General features: G+C 73.5%; 15 protein-coding genes. 11 read left to right on the top strand and 4 right to left on the bottom strand.

The window, feature by feature from the left end:
* The first annotated feature begins 3 nt into the window (after nucleotides 1-3).
* From ITX44_RS13115 to ITX44_RS13130, 4 genes are all read left to right on the top strand, one after another.
* Nucleotides 4-1,305, top strand: coding sequence for an ArsA family ATPase (locus ITX44_RS13115; protein ID WP_205357335.1), 1,302 nt, complete (start codon nucleotides 4-6; stop codon nucleotides 1,303-1,305).
* Nucleotides 1,306-1,516: 211 nt separating this feature from the next.
* The gene (locus ITX44_RS13120; RefSeq protein ID WP_205357336.1) at nucleotides 1,517-1,912 is read left to right on the top strand and encodes a DUF5304 family protein; all 396 of its coding nucleotides are present in this window, start codon (nucleotides 1,517-1,519) and stop codon (nucleotides 1,910-1,912) included.
* 54 nt (nucleotides 1,913-1,966) lie between these two features.
* Nucleotides 1,967-2,908, top strand: a complete 942-nt coding sequence (locus tag ITX44_RS13125) for an ROK family glucokinase (protein WP_205357337.1) — start codon at nucleotides 1,967-1,969, stop codon at nucleotides 2,906-2,908.
* A 137-nt stretch (nucleotides 2,909-3,045) separates the two neighbouring features.
* Complete coding sequence (locus ITX44_RS13130) at nucleotides 3,046-3,789, top strand: endonuclease/exonuclease/phosphatase family protein (RefSeq protein WP_205357338.1); 744 nt, start codon at nucleotides 3,046-3,048, stop codon at nucleotides 3,787-3,789.
* A 16-nt stretch (nucleotides 3,790-3,805) separates the two neighbouring features.
* Here the strand turns inward: ITX44_RS13130 and ITX44_RS13135 are convergent, their stop codons facing one another.
* Nucleotides 3,806-4,324, bottom strand: coding sequence for a hypothetical protein (locus ITX44_RS13135; protein WP_205357339.1), 519 nt, complete (start codon nucleotides 4,322-4,324; stop codon nucleotides 3,806-3,808).
* Entirely contained in the window at nucleotides 4,317-5,114 is a 798-nt protein-coding gene (locus ITX44_RS13140; RefSeq protein ID WP_205357340.1) for an alpha/beta hydrolase, read from the bottom strand. Before ITX44_RS13140 ends, ITX44_RS13135 begins: the two co-directional genes overlap by 8 nt.
* A 245-nt stretch (nucleotides 5,115-5,359) precedes the next feature.
* Here ITX44_RS13140 and ITX44_RS13145 point away from each other — a divergent pair, with 245 nt between their 5' ends.
* The 5 genes from ITX44_RS13145 (at nucleotide 5,360) to ITX44_RS13165 (ending at nucleotide 10,356) form a co-directional block, all read left to right on the top strand.
* Nucleotides 5,360-6,244 (top strand): lysophospholipid acyltransferase family protein, encoded by an 885-nt coding sequence (locus ITX44_RS13145; RefSeq protein ID WP_205357341.1) that lies wholly within the window; start codon nucleotides 5,360-5,362, stop codon nucleotides 6,242-6,244.
* A gap of 65 nt (nucleotides 6,245-6,309) precedes the next feature.
* A complete protein-coding gene (gene macS / locus ITX44_RS13150) occupies nucleotides 6,310-7,536 on the top strand; it encodes a MacS family sensor histidine kinase (protein ID WP_205357574.1) in 1,227 nt (408 codons plus the stop codon).
* Nucleotides 7,533-8,255 (top strand): response regulator, encoded by a 723-nt coding sequence (locus tag ITX44_RS13155; protein ID WP_205357342.1) that lies wholly within the window; start codon nucleotides 7,533-7,535, stop codon nucleotides 8,253-8,255. Before macS ends, ITX44_RS13155 begins: the two co-directional genes overlap by 4 nt.
* A 242-nt stretch (nucleotides 8,256-8,497) precedes the next feature.
* Nucleotides 8,498-9,526: a 6-phosphofructokinase gene (locus tag ITX44_RS13160; RefSeq protein ID WP_205357343.1), complete on the top strand. Its 1,029-nt coding sequence runs from the start codon at nucleotides 8,498-8,500 to the stop codon at nucleotides 9,524-9,526.
* Nucleotides 9,527-9,666: 140 nt separating this feature from the next.
* On the top strand, nucleotides 9,667-10,356 hold the full coding sequence (locus tag ITX44_RS13165) for a uridine kinase family protein (protein ID WP_205357344.1): 690 nt from the start codon (nucleotides 9,667-9,669) through the stop codon (nucleotides 10,354-10,356).
* Between the two features lie 37 nt (nucleotides 10,357-10,393).
* Here ITX44_RS13165 and ITX44_RS13170 read toward each other — a convergent pair whose 3' ends face one another.
* Together ITX44_RS13170 and ITX44_RS13175 are read right to left on the bottom strand one after the other, a co-directional pair.
* Nucleotides 10,394-12,340 (bottom strand): anthranilate synthase family protein, encoded by a 1,947-nt coding sequence (locus ITX44_RS13170; RefSeq protein ID WP_205357345.1) that lies wholly within the window; start codon nucleotides 12,338-12,340, stop codon nucleotides 10,394-10,396.
* Between the two features lie 349 nt (nucleotides 12,341-12,689).
* Nucleotides 12,690-15,317, bottom strand: coding sequence for an N-acetylmuramoyl-L-alanine amidase (locus ITX44_RS13175; RefSeq protein WP_307795244.1), 2,628 nt, complete (start codon nucleotides 15,315-15,317; stop codon nucleotides 12,690-12,692).
* Nucleotides 15,318-15,605: 288 nt separating this feature from the next.
* Between ITX44_RS13175 and ITX44_RS13180 the strand changes: the two genes are divergently transcribed.
* A complete protein-coding gene (locus ITX44_RS13180; RefSeq protein WP_205357347.1) occupies nucleotides 15,606-16,952 on the top strand; it encodes a class II 3-deoxy-7-phosphoheptulonate synthase in 1,347 nt (448 codons plus the stop codon).
* A gap of 126 nt (nucleotides 16,953-17,078) precedes the next feature.
* Nucleotides 17,079-17,348: a (2Fe-2S)-binding protein gene (locus ITX44_RS13185; protein ID WP_205357348.1), complete on the top strand. Its 270-nt coding sequence runs from the start codon at nucleotides 17,079-17,081 to the stop codon at nucleotides 17,346-17,348.
* Nucleotides 17,349-17,351 lie beyond the last annotated feature (3 nt).

A 17,351-nucleotide genomic window follows, 5' to 3' on the forward strand; every position in this document is an offset into this window, starting at 1 on the left:
TCCGTGGCCTCGCCCCGCACTCTGCTCGTCACCGGCGCGGCCGGAGCGGGCCGCAGCACGGTCGCCGCGGCCACCGCCGCTGCGGCGGCCCGGGCCGGCGCCGCCGTCCTGCTGCTGACCGCCGACGCCGACGCGGCCGCCCGTCTGCTGCCCGCGGCCCCCGGCTCCGAGGACGGCGACGGCTCCGCACCGGCCGACGACACCCGGACACCCGGCACCTCCCCGGTGACCGGACTGCCGCTGCCGTACCCGGCCGACGGCGTGGACGGCCTCTACGTCGCCGTCATCGACCCCGCCGCCTCCTTCCGGGCCGAGGCGCTGAACCTCCAGGGCCGGATCGGCGCCCTGCTCGGGCTTCTCGGCGCGGCGCCGCTGGACCCCGAGGAACTCACCGAACTGCCCGGCAGCGAGGCCCTGGCCCTGCTGCGGGCGCTGCGCGAGACGCACCCCGAGCACGCAGCGGCGCCCCCGCCGCCCGGCGCAGGCGGCTCCACCACCTGGGACCTGGTGGTGGCCGACCTGCCGCCGGTGCCCGACGCGATCCGCACCTTGGCGCTGCCCGGGCAGCTGCGCCGCTACCTGTGGCGGCTGCTGCCCGAGGACCGCCAGGCCGCGCGCGCCCTGCGCCCGGTCCTGGCCCAGCTCGCCGGGGTGCCTATGCCGGCCGAGTGGGCCTACGACGCCGCCGCCCGGGCCGACCAGGAACTGGCCGCGGTGCAGGCGGTGATCGAGGACGCCGGCACGAGCGTGGCCGTGGTCCTGGAGCCCGGGCCGGGCGCCGCCGACCGGCTGCGCACCGCGCGCACCGGGCTCGCCCTGTACGGGCTGCGGCCGACCGCGGTGGCCGCCAACCGGCTGCTGCCGGAGGGCTCGGCCGATCCGTTCCTGGCCGCCCTGGCCGGGCGCCAGCGCACGCACCTGGACGAACTCGCCGCCCAGTGCGCGGCCGACGGCGTACCCCTGCACGAGCTGCCGCACCTGGGCCCCGACGCGGCCGCCGACGGCCAACTGGCCCTGCCCGCGGCCCCCGTCGCGGCCCGGCGGGCGGCCGGCGACCCCTGGACGGTCACCGACCTGCTGGCCGACGAGGGCCACTTCGTGTGGACCCTGCCGCTGCCCGGGGCGACCCGGCGGGGCCTGGACCTGGTCCGGCGCGGCGACGAACTCGTGGTGGACGCGGGCGGTTTCCGCCGCATCCTGCCGCTGCCCTCCGCGCTGCGCCGCTGCACCGTCTCCGGGGCGGCCCTGCGCGACGGGGAACTGCGGGTGCGGTTCACCCCCGATCCGGACCTCTGGCCGCGCTGAGGGCCCCCAGGCGGTACGGGATCACGAACCGCCCAAGGGATCACGTACGCGATCACGCACCGGATCCGCGATCACGTACCGGATCCCGTACGGCGGCGCGGGCCCGGCCCCCGGCGCGACCGCCCGTGCGGGCACCCGTGGTTCGGGCGACCGGTCGGGTAACGTCGAAGGGGAACCGAGGCAGATTCCGCCGTGCCGTTTGGAGCCCAACATGAGCGAAGCCACGGACCGTCCCGACGACGACGCGTGGGCGAAGGCCAGCGCGGAGGACATCGCCGCCGAGCACGCCCGCAGGCGTGCCGAGGCCGGCCAGGGACCGGGGGCCGCCGTGGACGAACTGCGCCGGTTCGCCGAGGCGGTCACCGAGGCCGTCTCGGACCGGCTGCGCACCCCCGCGGTGCAGATCGCCGCCCAGGGGGTCTTCTCCCAAGTGCGTTCCGTGGTCGAACCCATCGTCGACCGCAATCCGGACGTCTTCGACCACCTCGCGTCCGCCGGGGCCGAACTTCTGGCGGCATACCGCTCCGCGGTGGCCGGAGCGGAGGCCCGCTGGAGCGCCGAGAGCCGGTCCCCGCGTTCACCGGCTGAACACATCGACCTCGACTGACCCCTCCTCCGGTACGGTTCTCTTAGCGGGGATCGACCGAAAACTGAGGGACACATGGGACTCACCATCGGCGTCGACATCGGCGGCACCAAGATCGCGGCCGGAGTGGTCGACGAGGAAGGCTCGATTCTCGACACGGTCGTGGTGCCGACGCCGTCGACTCCCGAAGGCGTGGTGGACGCGATCGTGGCCGCGGTGCGCCAGGTCGGCACCGGTCACCAGGTCGAGGCCGTCGGCATCGGCGCCGCCGGCTACGTGGATGACAAACGCGCCACGGTGCTCTTCGCTCCCAACATCAACTGGCGGCACGAGGCGCTCAAGGACAAGGTCGAACAGCGGGTCGGCCTGCCCGTCGTGGTGGAGAACGACGCCAACGCGGCGGCCTGGGGCGAGTACCGGTTCGGCGCCGGCCAGGGCCACTCCGATGTGATCTGCATCACGCTCGGAACCGGCCTCGGCGGCGGCATCATCATCGGCAACAAGCTGCGTCGCGGCCGGTTCGGCGTCGCCGCCGAGTTCGGTCACATCCGGGTGGTGCCGGACGGTCTGCTGTGCGGCTGCGGCAGCCAGGGCTGCTGGGAGCAGTACGCCTCCGGGCGCGCCCTGGTCCGCTACGCCCGGCAGCGGGCCAACGCCACCCCGGAGAACGCCCGGACCCTGCTCGCCCTGGGCGACGGCACGGTCGACGGGATCGAGGGCAAGCACATCAGCGCCGCGGCCCGGCAGGGCGACCCGGTGGCCGTGGACTCCTTCCGCGAGCTGGCCCGCTGGGCCGGCGCGGGGCTGGCCGACCTGGCCTCGCTGTTCGACCCGTCCGCGTTCATCGTCGGTGGCGGTGTCTCCGACGAGGGCGAGCTGGTCCTCGACCCGATCCGCAAGTCCTTCCGGCGCTGGCTGATCGGCGGCGAGTGGCGTCCCCACGCCCAGGTGCTGGCCGCGCAGCTCGGCGGCAAGGCAGGGCTGGTGGGCGCGGCGGACCTGGCCCGCCAGGGCTGAGACGGCCCCGGCCGGGCGATGGAGCCGCGGCCGGGGACGCACACTGGATGACCGGGCGACCGGGTGACCGGTGACCGGGCAGGACGACGCGGGAAATGCGCGGGACAACGCGGGGCAGACGACGGAAAGGCGCGACCATGGAGGATCTGCCGGGCTCGGGGAGCGAGCCCGACGGCTCGGCGATCGTCCGCGTGCTCACGTACAACATCCGCTCCATGCGGGACGACGAGGCGGCGCTGGCCCGGGTGATCCGCGCCTGCGCCCCCGACATCGTGCTGGTCCAGGAGGCCCCGCGGTTCTTCCGATGGCGCAAGGCCGCGGAGCGTCTCGCCAAAGCCACCGACCTGGTGTACGTCACCGGTGGCGCCCCGGCCACCGGGCCGATGATCCTCACCTCGCTGCGCGCGCACGTCGAGCGCGCGGAGGACCTGCTCATGCCCCGTACTCCCGGGCTGCACCAGCGCGGATTCGCCACCGCCGTGCTCCGCTTCGGCCGCGCCCGGCTGGCGGCCGTCTCCACGCACCTCAGCCTGAGCCCCGCCGAACGTCTCACCCAGGCCGGCCTGGTCCTCGACCGGGTCGCCGCCATGGGTGAACCCCACGTCGTCCTCGGCGGGGACTTCAACGAGCCCCCGGACCGCCCCGGCTTCTCCCGCATCGCCGCCGAACTCCAGGACGGCTACGCGGTCCGCCCCTGGGGCGCCGCCGTCACCAACCAGCGGCCCCCCTTGCAGCGCATCGACGCCGTCTTCTGCACCCCCGGCATCGACATCCTCGGCTGCGGCGTCCCCACCCCGCTCCCGGACATCACCCGCACCGACCTCCACGCCGCCACCGACCACATGCCCGTCCTGGCGGCGCTGCGGATTCCGGCGAGCTGACCCGGACCGAGCCGGGCTAGACCACCGCCCCGCCCCCCGGCAGGTCGTCGTCGTCCTCGCCGGTGCGCATGCGTGCCACCAGCGTGCCGAATCCGCCCAGGAATCCGCCGACCCCCAAGGTGGCCGCCCACCAGGTCAGGTCGAGCTGGAAGAGGACGAAGCCGAGCAGCAGCAGGGGGCCGCCGAGGACGGCGATCCAGGCGAACTTGGTGGTGAGGTCGGCGTCGGGCAGCGGGGGCGGCTCGGGCGGCACGAAATGCGCGTCCTCGTCGTCCTCCACCAGCTCGAAATCGCGCGGCCCGGAGATCACCGGGTGCACGACGATGCTGCGGGTCGGGGGCGGCGGCGGTGCCACCGGCCGCTTGGGCTCCGGGTCGGCCGGCACGTTCTCGGCCTCGGGCCAGCTCGCGGCCGCCCCCGGATCGGGTTCGTTGTCGTAGCCCGCGACCAGCGCGGCCCACGCGGCGTCCTCGTCCAGCGGTGGACGGGACGGCTCCTCCTGCGGGGCGGTGCCCTCGTCCTCGCGGTCAGCCACCTGCGGTACCCTCCTTGACCGCCGCGCCGGGCCCGCCCGTGGCGGGGGCGCTCAGCCGCTGGATGAAGTCGTGGGACTCCGCGAAGATCTGCTCGGCGTCGTGGTCGAGCGTGGCCACGTGATAGCTGCGTTCCAGCACCCGTTCGGTGACGTCCGTGGACGACACCCGGGCCAGGACCACCGCGGAGTTCGACGGGTGCACCACGTGGTCCACCCGGCTGTGCAGGAGCAGCAGCGGCTGGGTCACCTGGGGCAGCCCGGCGCTGACGATCTTCCAGAATCTGCTGAGCGAGTGCACGGCGTGCAGCGGGGTCCGGTCGTAACCGATCTCCGCGCCGCCGTCCAGCGCGATGTCGCTGGCGATACCCGGCACCGAAGGCACCAGGTGCCGCAGCACGGGAACCGCCTTCAGTTGCGGGCTGTCCGCCTTCACCGACGGGTTGACCAGCACCAGGCCGGCCACCTCGGTGCCGTGCTTCTGGGCCAGCCGCAGCGCCAGGGCGCCGCCCATCGACAGCCCGCACACGAACACCCGGGCACACCGGCCGGCCAGCTCGCGCAGCCCCCGGTCCACCTCGGCGTACCAGTCCTGCCAGCCGGTCACCTGCATGTCCTGCCAGCGGGTGCCGTGGCCGGGCAACAGCGGTACGGAAACGGTGAGGCCGCGGGCCGCGAGATACTCCGCCCAGGGCCGCATGGACTGCGGAGAGCCGGTGAAACCGTGACAGAGCAGGACGCCGGTGTCGCCGCCGTCATGGCGGTACGGCTCGGCTCCGGGCATGAGCGGCACCGTTGGTCTCCTGTTCGGATGCTCGTACGCGGGTACACGGTAGTCGCGGGTACACGGTAGTGAGAGATTCAGCGTACGCGGAGCGGATCCCGAGCGGTAAGCCCTGCCGGTCCCCGCCGACGGGAAGCCCTGCCGGTCCCGCCGCGTGGCACCGCTGCCGGGCAGGGGCGTTAAGGTCGTTGCATCGGCTCGCAGGAGGACCGGTCATCACCCCAGGAGGGTTCGCAACGTTGTTCTACGGCGCGATGAAGATCGTTATCGGTTCACCGCTCAGGGCGGCGTTCCGCCCGTGGGTCGAGGGGCTGGACAACATCCCGGCCGAGGGTCCGGCGATCCTGGCCAGCAACCACCTGTCCTTCTCCGACTCCTTCTTCCTGCCGGCCGTACTCGACCGGAAAGTCACGTTCATCGCCAAGGCGGAGTACTTCACCTCCCCGGGGGTCAAGGGCAAGCTGACGGCCGCCTTCTTCAAGGGCGTCGGGCAATTGCCGGTGGACCGTTCCGGAGTGCGCGGGGCCGGCGAGGCGGCGATCCGCAGCGGGCTGGCCGTGCTGGAGCGCGGCGAGCTGTTCGGCATCTATCCGGAGGGCACCCGGTCGCCCGACGGCCGGCTCTACCGGGGCAAGCCCGGCGGCCTGGCCCGGGTGGCGCTGGCCAGCGGCGCCCCGGTGATCCCGGTGGCCATGATCGACACCGAGAAGGTCCAGCCGGTCGGCAAAGTCATCCCCAAGTTCACCGTCCGGCCCGGCATCCGCATCGGCAAGCCGCTGGACTTCAGCCGCTACCGCGGCATGGAGGGCGACCGCTTCATCCTCCGCTCGATCACCGACGAGGTGATGTACGAGCTCATGAAGCTGTCCGGCCAGGAGTACGTGGACATCTACGCCACCACCCGCAAGCGGCAGATCGCCGAGGAGGCCAAGCGCGCCGCGGAGGAGGCGAAGGAGGCCAAGGAAACCCGGGAAGACCTGGAGGCCCAGGAGACCGGGGGCCCCGGGAAGCCCGAGGAGCACTCAGCGGCCGGCGAGACCGGCGCGGGCCGGGGCGCGGCGGTCAGGCGGCCCTCGCGGATCAGGCAGGCCGCCCGGGACACCTCGGGGGCCGCGGGCCGGGAGCAGTCGTCCGGCTGACCGGGCCGCGGCGGCCGGGGGACCGGCCGGGCGGCGAGGGGGAGGGGACCGTGCCGGCACCGCGCATGTCGGTCGAGCAGCCGCTGTGGCGCGCGCTGATCGCGTACCGCCTGCTGACCCTGTGCTACGTGCTCGCGCTGTACGCCCACGCGTACGGCCGGCTGCGGCATCCGCTGGGCGCGGGCGCGTACATGGCGGTGCTCACCGTGTGGACGGTGGGCACCGTGGGCCGGCTGCGCGGCGCCGAGCGCTGCACCAAGGGCTTCCTCGCGGCCGATCTGACCGTGGCCCTGACCGGGGTATTGCTCACCGCGGTGGTGGACACCCCGGCCCGGATCCAGGCGGGGGCGTTCACGCTGCCGTCGATATGGACCGCGGGCTCCGTGCTGGCTTTCGCGATCAAGGGCGGCTGGCGCTGGGCGGCGCTGGCCGCGAGCCTGGTCGCCGCCGCGGACCTGGCCGAGCGCCGGGCCTTCACCCGCGACACCGTGCACAACGTGATCCTGGTCTGGGTTTCCGGGGTCGCCATCGGCTACGTGGTGGAGGTCGCCCGGGCCAGTGAGCGCACCCTGGCCCGCGCGCTGCGGATCGAGGCCGCCACCCGGGAGCGGGAACGGCTCGCCCGGGACATCCACGACGGCGTGCTCCAGGTGCTGGCCATGGTCAAGCGGCGCGGCGACCGGGCCGGCGGGGAGGCCGCGGAGCTGGGCCGGCTGGCCGGGCAGCAGGAGGCCGCGCTGCGCGCCCTGATCAGCGGCGAGCGGGCCGCGGCCGAGGACGCCCCGGCGGGCCCGCGCGACCTGCGCGGCCTGCTCGCGCCGCTGGCGTCCACCACCGTGACCGTCTCCGCGCCCGCGACGCCGGTGCCGCTGGACCCGGTGGCCGCGGCCGAGGTGGCCGCCGCGGTCGGCGCCGCGCTGGACAACGTCCGCCGGCACGCGGGACCCCGGGCGCACGCCTGGATCCTGGTCGAGGACGAGGACGGCACCGTCCTGGTCACCGTCCGGGACGACGGCCCGGGCATCCCGGACGGCCGCCTGGCCGCCGCCGAGCGCGAGGGCCGGCTCGGCGTCGCCCAGTCCATCCGCGGCCGCCTGCGCGACCTGGGCGGCACCGCGACCCTGATCTCCGTCCCCGGCGAGGGCACGGAGGTCGAACTGCGGCTCCCGCGCCACCCGCCACCGCCGGACCCGGACGCGCCGCCCGCCCGTACCGCCGCAGCCGCCGGTGATGCGCCCCGTATCGGGGGAACGGGAGAACTGACGGAAGCGAACCAGGGGAGTACGGCATGACGGTCGGCACCGCGGGCGACACCCGGGCCGAATCGCCGGTGACGGTGATGGTGGTGGACGACCACCCGATGTGGCGGGACGCGGTGGCGCGCGATCTGAGCGAGGCCGGGTTCCAGGTGGTGGCGACCGCCGGCGACGGGCCGGAGGCGGTACGCCGGGCCCGCGCCGCCCGCCCCCAGGTACTGGTGCTGGACCTCAACCTGCCGGGCGCCTCCGGGGTGCAGGTGTGCAAGCAGGTGGTGGCCGACGACCCGGCGGTGCGGGTGCTGGTGCTGTCCGCCAGCGGCGAGCAGCAGGACGTGCTGGAGGCGGTCAAGTCCGGTGCCACCGGCTACCTGCTCAAGTCGGCCGGCCGGGAGGAACTGGTGGACGCGGTGGGCCGGACCGCGGTCGGCGACCCGGTGTTCACCCCGGGGCTGGCCGGGCTGGTGCTCGGCGAGTACCGGCGGCTGGCCGCCGCGCCCGCCCCGGCCGCGCCCGACGAGCCCGCCGCGCCCCGGCTCACCGCCCGCGAGACCGAGGTGCTGCGGCTGGTCGCCAAGGGCCTGAGCTACAAGCAGATCGCCCAGCGCCTGGTGCTCTCGCACCGCACGGTGCAGAACCACGTCCAGAACACCCTGGGCAAGCTCCAGTTGCACAACCGGGTGGAGCTGGTCCGGTACGCCATCGAGCGCGGCCTCGACGGCGACGCGGACGCGGGCGCGGGCGAGCGCGGCTGAGACCTCCGCGGACCGCGTACGGGCCGCGAACCGACCCCCGTACGGCCCGCGCGGGGACCCCGTACGGCCCGCGAACGAACCGCCCACGAACCGCCCACGGACCCCCGCGGGGCACCCCGCGCACTCCGGCGCGAAGGCGCCCGGCAAGGGCGGCGACATGTGACCCAAGTCACGCTAGCTTGGCGGTAGTTGCACATCCGGAACGTTTCGTCCTCGCAGGCCCCCGACGAAGGGAAACGTCCATGCGGGTCGGAGTTCTGACCGGCGGCGGCGACTGCCCCGGCCTCAACGCGGTCATCCGCGGCATCGTCCGCAAAGGCGTCCAGGAGTACGGCTACGACTTCACCGGCTTCCGCGACGGCTGGCGCGGTCCCCTCGAGGGGGACACCATGCGCCTCGACATCCCGGCCGTGCGCGGCATCCTGCCGCGCGGCGGCACCATCCTCGGCTCCTCGCGCACCAACCCCCTCAAGACGGCCGACGGCCCGGCACGGGTCCGCCGCACCCTGTCCGAACTCGACGTCGACGCCCTCGTCGTGATCGGCGGCGAGGACACGCTGGGCGTGGCCGCCACGCTCTGGGCGGAGTACGGCGTGCCTTGCGTCGGCGTCCCCAAGACCATCGACAACGACCTGTCCGGCACCGACTGGACCTTCGGCTTCGACACGGCCGTCAACATCGCCACCGAGGCCATCGACCGCCTGCACACCACCGCCGAGTCCCACATGCGGGTCCTGGTGGTGGAGGTGATGGGCCGGCACGCCGGCTGGATCGCGCTGCACTCGGGGCTGGCCGGCGGCGCCAACGTGATCCTCATCCCCGAGCAGCGCTTCGACCTCGACCAGGTCTGCGCCTGGGTGGAGAACCGGTTCAGGATCCGCTACGCGCCGATCGTCGTGGTCGCCGAGGGCGCGATGCCCCGCGACGGCGACCTGGTGCTCAAGGACGGGACCCTGGACTCCTTCGGCCATGTGCGGCTGTCCGGGATCGGCGAGTGGCTGGCCGACCAGATCGAGAAGCGCACCGGGAAGGAGGCCCGCACCACCGTCCTCGGCCATGTGCAGCGCGGCGGCACGCCCAGCGCCTTCGACCGGTGGCTGGCCACCCGGTTCGGGCTGCACGCCATCGACGCCGTGCACGACGGCGACTTCGGGGCCATGGTCGCCCTGCGCGGCACCGACATCGTGCGGGTGCCGATCGGGGAGGCGACGGCCGCCGTGAAGACCGTGGATCCGGCCCTCTACCAGGAAGCGGGTGTCTTCTTCGGGTAGCCCCGCGGGTCACCGCGAATTCCCTTGCTTGTTCGTGCCCGCGCCTTGACCCAGCGCGCTTGCCGTGGGTGATCCTGCCGCCCTATCCTCCCTCCACCCGGCCTGACCGGTCCCTTTTGAGCACATGAGGAGCGCCCGGCATGACGGGTGAAGAGGCAGGGGTGCGCGTGGCGCACCCGTACCAGGGCGGCGGCGGGCGGCGGCAGGCCGACATCACCGCACCCGTACTGGCGGTGGCCGGCGGCACCGCCTCCGGCAAGTCCACCCTCGCCGTGGCACTGGCCCGGCACCACCCCGGGGCCGTGGGCCTGATCCACCTCGACGACTTCTACGACGACCTGCGCGGGGTCCGCACCCGCAGCGCCTCCGGCGCGGAGACGCTGGACTGGAACCATCCCGGCTCGATCGACGAGGACGCCGTCGCCCGGGCCCTGGACACCATGACCCGCTCCGGCGGGTACCGGCTGGTCGTCGTCGAGGGCCTGTTCGCCCTCACCCTGCCCTCGGTGGCCGCCCGCGCCACCTGGCGGGTGTACGTGGACACCCCCGACGACATCCGGCTCGCCCGCAAGATCCTGCGCAAGATCGAGATCCAGCGGCAGGACCCGCGGCTGTCCCTGCAGAACTACCTGCGCACCGGCCGGTCCCGGCACGCGGAGTACGTCGCCCCCGCCCGGGACCGCGCCGATCTGGTCCTGGACGGCACCGACGACGAGTACGCCATGATCGCCGCGGTCGCCATGCTGATCGGCCCGGTGCTCGCCGAGCCCGTCCGGCCCGTCGGGGCCGAACCGCTGCCGGCCGCCGACCGCTTCGGGGAGACCGCCTGACGACGGTCCCCCCGGCGGCCCCGGGCGACCGGGACGATCAGGCCCGCGCGGCCGGGTCCACCGCCGCGAGCAGGCCGGCCAGCAGCGCCGGCCCGTTCATGGTGAGCACCGACTCCGGGTGGAACTGCACCCCGCAGAAGCCCGGGCCGCGCAGCGCGTGCACGTCACCGCTGACCGCGTCCCGGCTCAGCGTGATGCCGTGCATCGCCAGCTCCTCCACCGTCGCCGTATCGCAGCGCGCGGTGAAGGAGTTGTAGAAGCCGACGGTCTCCGGCCGGCCGAAGAAGTCGACGGTCTGCTGCGCGCCCTGGAACGGCTCGTCCTTGCGGACCAGGTCCAGGCCGAGTTCGGCGGCGAGCAGTTCGTTGCCCAGGCACACCCCGAGCAGCCCGTGCCGGTGGTCGCGGACCAGATCGGCGGCCAGGGCGCGCAGGAACCGCATCTTCGGGTCGGCGGTGTCCCTCGGGTCGCCCGGTCCGGGGCCCAGCACCACCGGTCCTGCGTGGGACAGCGCGGCCTCCCGCAGGCCCGGCTCGTCGTAGCGGCGGACCGTCACCGTGAGCCCGCAGGAGCGCAGCACATGCGCGAGCATCGCGGTGAACGAGTCCTCGCCGTCCACCACCAGGGCGTGCCCGGACAGCGGTCCCGGCGTGGCACCGGTCTGCATCCGCAGCCAGAAGGGGGCCAGCTTGGCGCGGCGGGCGTCCAGCGCGGCCCGCACCCGGAAGTCGTCGGCGAGCCGCGCCCGGGGCTCCGGTGCCGGCCGTTGCGATCCGGGCCGTACTCCGAGCGCCGCCAGCACCCCGGCCGCCTTGGCGTGCGTCTCGGCGACCTCCGCCCGTGGCCGGGAGTGACGTACCAGCGTGGCGCCGACCGCCACCGCCAGCTCGCCGGCGGGGGAGATGTCGGCGGTGCGGATCAGGATGGGGGAGTCGAGGGTCTGCGCGCCGCCCGCGTCGCGGCCGATCAGCGCGAGCGCGCCGCCGTAGTAGCCGCGGCCGCCGGACTCGTGGCGCTCGATGACCCGGCAGGCGTTCTGCAGCGGCGATCCGGTCACGGTGGCGGCGAACATCGTCTCGCGCAGCACGTCCCGTACGTCCATCGCCGAGCGGCCGCGCAGCTCGTACTCGGTGTGCGCCAGGTGCGCCATCTCCTTCAGCCGCGGGCCCACCACCACGCCGCCGCCCTCGTGGTGTGCCGGGACGTCGTGGCCGCAGATCGCGGACATCATCTTCAGCTCCTCGTCCACGACCATCGTCAGCTCCTCGACCTCCTTCGGGTCGTGCAGGAACTCCAGCAGCCCGTCCGCCGAGGGGCCCTGTTCCGGGTAGCGGTAGGTGCCGCTGATCGGGTTCATCACCACGGTGCCGCCGGACATCCGCACGTGCACCTCCGGGCTGGCGCCTACCAGCGTGCGTTCCGGCGTGTGCACCACGTACGTCCAGTACGCGCCGCGCTCGCCGCGCAGCAGCCGGGCGAACAGCGCCAGCGCGGCGGCCGGGCCGAAGTCCGGCACCCGGCCGCGGAAGGTGCGGCGGATCACGAAGTTGGCGCCCTCGCCGGTGCCGATCTCCTCGGCCACCACCCGCGCCACCACGTCCGCGTAGTCGTCGTCGGTCAGGTCGAAGGCGCCGTCCTCGACCCGCACCGGGCCGGCCGGGAGCGCGGGCAGCAGGGCGGCGAGCGGGAGTTCGTACGCCTGCGCCGGGGTCAGCACCGCCAGCGGGGTGCCGTCGTCGCGCACGTCGAAGCCCCGCTCGCGGATCTGCCGGAACGGGACCAGGACCAGCGCGTCGGTGACCGGCGTGCCGGGGGCGCCGGACGGCAGCGGGATCCCGGCGAGTTCGTCCGCCTCGGTGACCGGGCCGACCAGCACCTCCACCAGGTCCTCGGGGCGGCCGGGGGCGGCGCGGCGCAGCAGGGCGAACGGCGGGCAGCCGGGGGCGAGCAGACGGTCCACGAGCTGCTCGGGAGTCAGGTGCACGGCAGGGCTTCCTTCCGGTTGCGGGGAAGGGGCGGCCGGGCCGGGAAACGCCGAAGGCCGCCCCTGGGGGCGGCCTTCGCGAAGTTCGTACGCGCGATCGTCAGCGGGCCGCCGTGGGAGCGGTCCACCACCACTGAGTCATCGAGAGCGTCGCGCGCATGGCTGCGACCCTACCGCAATCGGAGGGGCGCGGGGCCGGTCCGGCCGGTCCGGAGTGCCCGGACCGGCCGGCCGGCGGGAACGGGCCGGTCGGCCGGCGGGAACGGGCCGGTCGCGGCCGTCCGTTCCCGCTGCCCGTTTCCCGCCGTGCGTTCCGGCGGCCGGCGCGTGACGCGCCGGTCGGAACAGGTCAGAACACCAGCCCGTAGATGTTCCAGCCGCTGCCGACCTGGACCCGGGCGGCGAACGGCGCGGTGGCGCTGCCGGTGCCCTTGTACAGGTACAGGTAGCCGCCGGTGGAGCGGGCGACCAGGTCCGGCTTGCCGTCGCCGGTGATGTCCCCGGTGCCGACGAGGGCGTTGAACGTGTTCCAGCCGGCGCCGATCTGCACCCGGGTGGCGAACGGCGCGGTGGTGCTGCCGGTGCCCTGGTACAGCCAGAGCACGCCCTTGCTGTCCCGGGCCACCAGGTCGGCCTTGCCGTCGCCGGTCATGTCGCCCACCCCGGCGAGCAGCGTGTACATGTTCCAGCCGGCGCCCACCTTGGTGCGTGCCTTGAACGGCTGGTTGATGTTGCCGCTGCCCTGGTAGTACCAGAGCACGCCGGAGGTGTCGCGTGCCACGGCGTCACCGGTGCCGTCCGCGTGCAGCGGGGTCAGCCGGGTGATCGCGTTGTAGACCTGCCAGCCGGAACCTATTTTGTACCGGCTCAGGAACGGCGTGGAGCCGTTGCTGGTGCCCTGGTACTGCCACAGGACGCCGGAGGAGTCCCGGCCCATCAGGTCGGCCCGGGTGCTGCCCGGCAGCGTCGCCGTCGACTGCACCTGCTGGACGTCGGTGGTGCGCACCCACGCCATGCGGTGGTCGAAGCGGATCGGGAAGAACTGCTGGGTGCCGGTGACCAGGGTGTGGTCGCCGGGCGCGCTGTTGTCGATGTTCTCGGCGTAGAAGTAGTCGCCGTTGACCGCCGGACCCGCGGGCACGTACTTCTGGCCGGCCGGGATCGAGTACTTCGTCAGCGCCTTGTCGTTGTCGGTCTGCACCGGCACCTGGGTGCCCGTGTACGCCGCCGACTCGGGGTAGGCCCTGCCGTACACCGGGATCGAGGTCTTGCCGGCCGCGGGGGTCAGCACCGTGGCGCTGCCGTCGCCGACGGTCGAGGTGTACTGGCCGCCCGGGTTGTAGAACCAGCCCTTCTTGCCGCCGTACCAGATCGCCGTCCAGTCCCCCGACACACCGGCGACCACGTACCGGCCGCCCGCGACGACCTTGTCGCTCCAGTCCGGGCCGTCCGTCGTGCCCGCGGTGCCGCCGTGCAGGTAGGGGTCGCTCAGCTTGGCCGAACCGGTGGACGCCGAGGTGTACAGGTAACCGAAGTTGGCCGGGTGCGCCGCCTGGGTCGTGCCGCCGTAGGTGATCGTCGGCTGGTTCGCCGTGGTGTACGGCGGCACCACCCGGACCACCTGGCCGGTGCGCAGCGGCGCGCCCGCGCCCCCGGCGCCGGTCGGCGCCGTCACCAGCTGCATGTAGTGGTTCCAGTCCCAGTACGGGCCCGGGTCCCAGTGCATGCCGGCGACGTACGAGTCCAGCGGACCGGGCACCTCGTCGTGGCCGAAGATGTGCTCGCGGTCCCGCGGGATGCCGTACAGCGCGGTCAGATAGCGCACCAGCTGCGCCGAGGACGAGTACTCCGGCTCGGAGTACCAGGAGCCGGCCTTGATCGCGTAGCCCTCGTGCTCGATGCCGATCGAGTGCATGTTGACCGACTTGTTGCCGGCGTGCCAGGCGGTGTTCTTGTCCTGGACGAGCTGGGTGACCAGGCCGTCCGAGGCGCGGATCAGGTAGTTCGCGCTGGCGTAGGCGGTCGGGTCCTGGAAGCTGGTCAGCGCGCTGCTGTACGAGCTCTCCGTGTCGTGGATGACGATCGAGGTGATCTTCACGCCGTCGGCCGGCCGGTTGGTCACGTCGTAGTTGCCGTAGTCGGCCTTGTCCGAGCTGTTCTGCTTGAACGCGGCCGGCACGAAGTTGCACTTCAGCGACGTGGGGCACTCCGGGGTCGGCGTCGCCGTGGTCGTGGTCGTCGCGGACGGGGTGATCGCGGCCGCCAGCGGGGTGCGGGCGGTCTGCACCGGCGTGACGTCCGGCGACGCCGTCAGGGTGACCTGCTGGCCGTCGGCTGTGGTCCGGGCGACGCCGGACCGGATCGAGCCGAAGACCCGGTCCGCGAAGAGCTGCGCGCCCTGCACGTCGGGAGACTGGCTGTAGCGCGCGATCGCCGGGTACCAGCGGCCCGGGTCGGTGGGCAGCGAGCCGTTCGCGGTCTTCTCGTACTGCGCCAGCAGCGCCGCCGCGCCCCGCACGTTCTGCCGGGTGTCGGTCTTCAGCGCGCCCGCGGACCCGCCGATCAGCTTGGCCGCCGCGTCCAGGGTGTGCAGCCGCGGGTCGGTGGTGTCCACCGCTCCGGTGGTCCGCAGCACCTTGGCGTCGGGGTGGAAATGCTTCTGCTTGACCGGGTCACCGCTCTGGTCCAGCTCATTGGTGGCCTGGTCGGCACCGCGGGCGGCCACGTCGGCGGGGTCGACCCGGGTCAGCCCCATGACGTTGTAGTTCCCGGTGGTGCTGGGCTCGCCGTTGTGCGCCTCCCACAGTGTCATCTGGTACGACACCGCCATCAGGACGCTCTGCGGGACCTTGAACTCCTTGGCGGCGGACGTGAAGTCGTCCTGCAGCGCGTGCGGGTTCATCCCGTTGGGGTCGGCGGCGGACGACGACGGCGAGGCGATGGCGATCGTCCCGTAGGTCGCCGCGGTGGCGAGCACCAGTCCGGCCGCGCCGTATGCGATCGCCGATCTCCTGCGGCGGTGCTGGCCCCTGGATCTTTTTTCATTTGTCGACGTTGTCAACGTTTCTCGTTCCTTCGGCTTCTCCGGTTCTCCGGCACGCTGGGCGCGCCCCTCCCTGGCCACCGCCCGGTCCGGGCGGCCCCCGAATCGTGGGGACGCTATCAGCGGCTCCTGTGGTTCCCGGGACCGCCGGGCCGCGGACGCCGATGTCTCACCCAGTGAGCGGAGCGAAACGGCGCGGACACGACCCCGTAGTGTGGGTGCGTGACTGTGAACGCTTCCATCGACGCCGGTGGCGACACCTGGCGCTCCCTTCCCGCGGCGCAGCAGCCCGAGTGGCCCGACCCCGAGGCTCTGCGCGATGTGGTCGCCGACCTCGCCTCGTATCCGCCGCTCGTCTTCGCCGGGGAATGCGACGTGCTGCGCGCCCGCCTGGGCGCCGTGGCCAAGGGTGAGGCGTTCCTGCTCCAGGGCGGCGACTGCGCGGAGGCCTTCGACGCCGTCGGCGCCGACCAGATCCGCAACAAGCTCAAGACCCTGCTCCAGATGGGAGCGGTGCTCACCTACGCCGCCCAGGTGCCGGTGGTCAAGGTCGGCCGGATCGCCGGGCAGTACAGCAAGCCGCGCTCCAAGCCGACCGAGACCCGGGACGGGGTGACGCTGCCCACCTACCGCGGCGACTCGGTCAACGGCTTCGAGTTCACCGCCGAGGCCCGGGTGCCCGACCCGCAGCGGCTCAAGCGGATGTACCAGTCCTCGGCGTCCACCCTGAACCTGGTGCGTGCCTTCACCACCGGCGGCTACGCGGACCTGCGGCAGGTGCACGCCTGGAACCAGGACTTCGTGAAGTCCTCGCCCTCCGGGCAGCGTTATGAGGCGCTGGCCCGCGAGATCGACCGCGCGCTCGCCTTCATGGCGGCCTGCGGCGCCGACCCGGCGGAATTCCGCACCGTGGAGTTCTACGCCTCCCACGAGGCGCTGCTGCTGGACTACGAGTCGGCCCTCACCCGCGTCGACTCCCGGACCGGGCAGCTCTACGACGTCTCCGGCCACATGGTGTGGATCGGCGAGCGCACCCGGCAGATGGACGGGGCGCACATCGAGTTCGCCTCGAAGATCCGCAACCCGCTCGGCGTCAAGCTCGGCCCGAACACCACCCCGGAGGAGGCGCTCGCGTACATCGACCGCCTCGACCCGGACCGCGAGCCGGGCCGGCTCACCTTCGTCGTGCGGATGGGCGCCGACAAGGTCCGCGACAAGCTGCCCACCCTGGTGGAGAAGGTCACCGCCTCCGGCGCCCAGGTGGCGTGGGTGTGCGACCCGATGCACGGCAACACCTTCGAGGCCGCGTCGGGTCACAAGACCCGCCGCTTCGACGACGTGCTCGACGAGGTCAAGGGCTTCTTCGAGGTCCACCACGGCCTGGGCACCCACCCCGGCGGCATCCACGTCGAGCTGACCGGCGAGGACGTCACCGAGTGCGTCGGCGGCGGCGACGAGATCTTCGTCGACGACCTGCACCAGCGGTACGAAACCGCGTGCGACCCGCGGCTCAACCGCAGCCAATCGCTGGACCTGGCGTTCCTGGTGGCGGAGATGTACCGGGGCTAGTTCCGACTTCTGCCCGAGGGGCGCGGATCACACCGGTCCGCGCCCCTCGTGGCTTTTCTCCGCAATGGGCGGCAGGTAAGGTAAGGGTTGCCTCAGTCCTCCCGGCCCCGGAACGGCGGTGAACGCGTGTACGTCTGCTCCTGCTTCGGCATCACCGAAGAGCAGGTCAGGCAGCATTACGCCGACGGCCGCTGCACTCCCCGCCAGGTCGCCTCCGCCTGCAAGGCCGGCACCGACTGCGGCTCCTGCGTCCGGCGCATCCAGTCCCTACTGGGCCGGGGCGCGGGCTGCGTCACCCGGGACAAGCTGGTGCCGGTGGAGGAGGAGGCGCAGGAGCCGGTTGGTACGGTGCCGCCGGTCGTCCTTCCGCCCGCGGTGCTCCCGCCCGCCGCCTGAGCC

Origin of the sequence: Actinacidiphila acididurans (genome assembly GCF_016918855.1) — a bacterium.
Lineage (GTDB): Bacteria > Actinomycetota > Actinomycetes > Streptomycetales > Streptomycetaceae > Actinacidiphila > Actinacidiphila acididurans.

Bases quoted from the DNA above. Each gene is read 5' to 3' on its own strand.
- ITX44_RS13120 (WP_205357336.1), top strand. From the start codon at position 1,517: ATGAGCGAAGCCACGGACCGTCCCGACGACGACGCGTGGGCGAAGGCC.
- ITX44_RS13125 (WP_205357337.1), top strand. From the start codon at position 1,967: ATGGGACTCACCATCGGCGTCGACATCGGCGGCACCAAGATCGCGGCC.
- ITX44_RS13130 (WP_205357338.1), top strand. From the start codon at position 3,046: ATGGAGGATCTGCCGGGCTCGGGGAGCGAGCCCGACGGCTCGGCGATC.
- ITX44_RS13145 (WP_205357341.1), top strand. From the start codon at position 5,360: ATGAAGATCGTTATCGGTTCACCGCTCAGGGCGGCGTTCCGCCCGTGG.
- macS (WP_205357574.1), top strand. From the start codon at position 6,310: ATGTCGGTCGAGCAGCCGCTGTGGCGCGCGCTGATCGCGTACCGCCTG.
- ITX44_RS13155 (WP_205357342.1), top strand. From the start codon at position 7,533: ATGACGGTCGGCACCGCGGGCGACACCCGGGCCGAATCGCCGGTGACG.
- ITX44_RS13160 (WP_205357343.1), top strand. From the start codon at position 8,498: ATGCGGGTCGGAGTTCTGACCGGCGGCGGCGACTGCCCCGGCCTCAAC.
- ITX44_RS13165 (WP_205357344.1), top strand. From the start codon at position 9,667: ATGACGGGTGAAGAGGCAGGGGTGCGCGTGGCGCACCCGTACCAGGGC.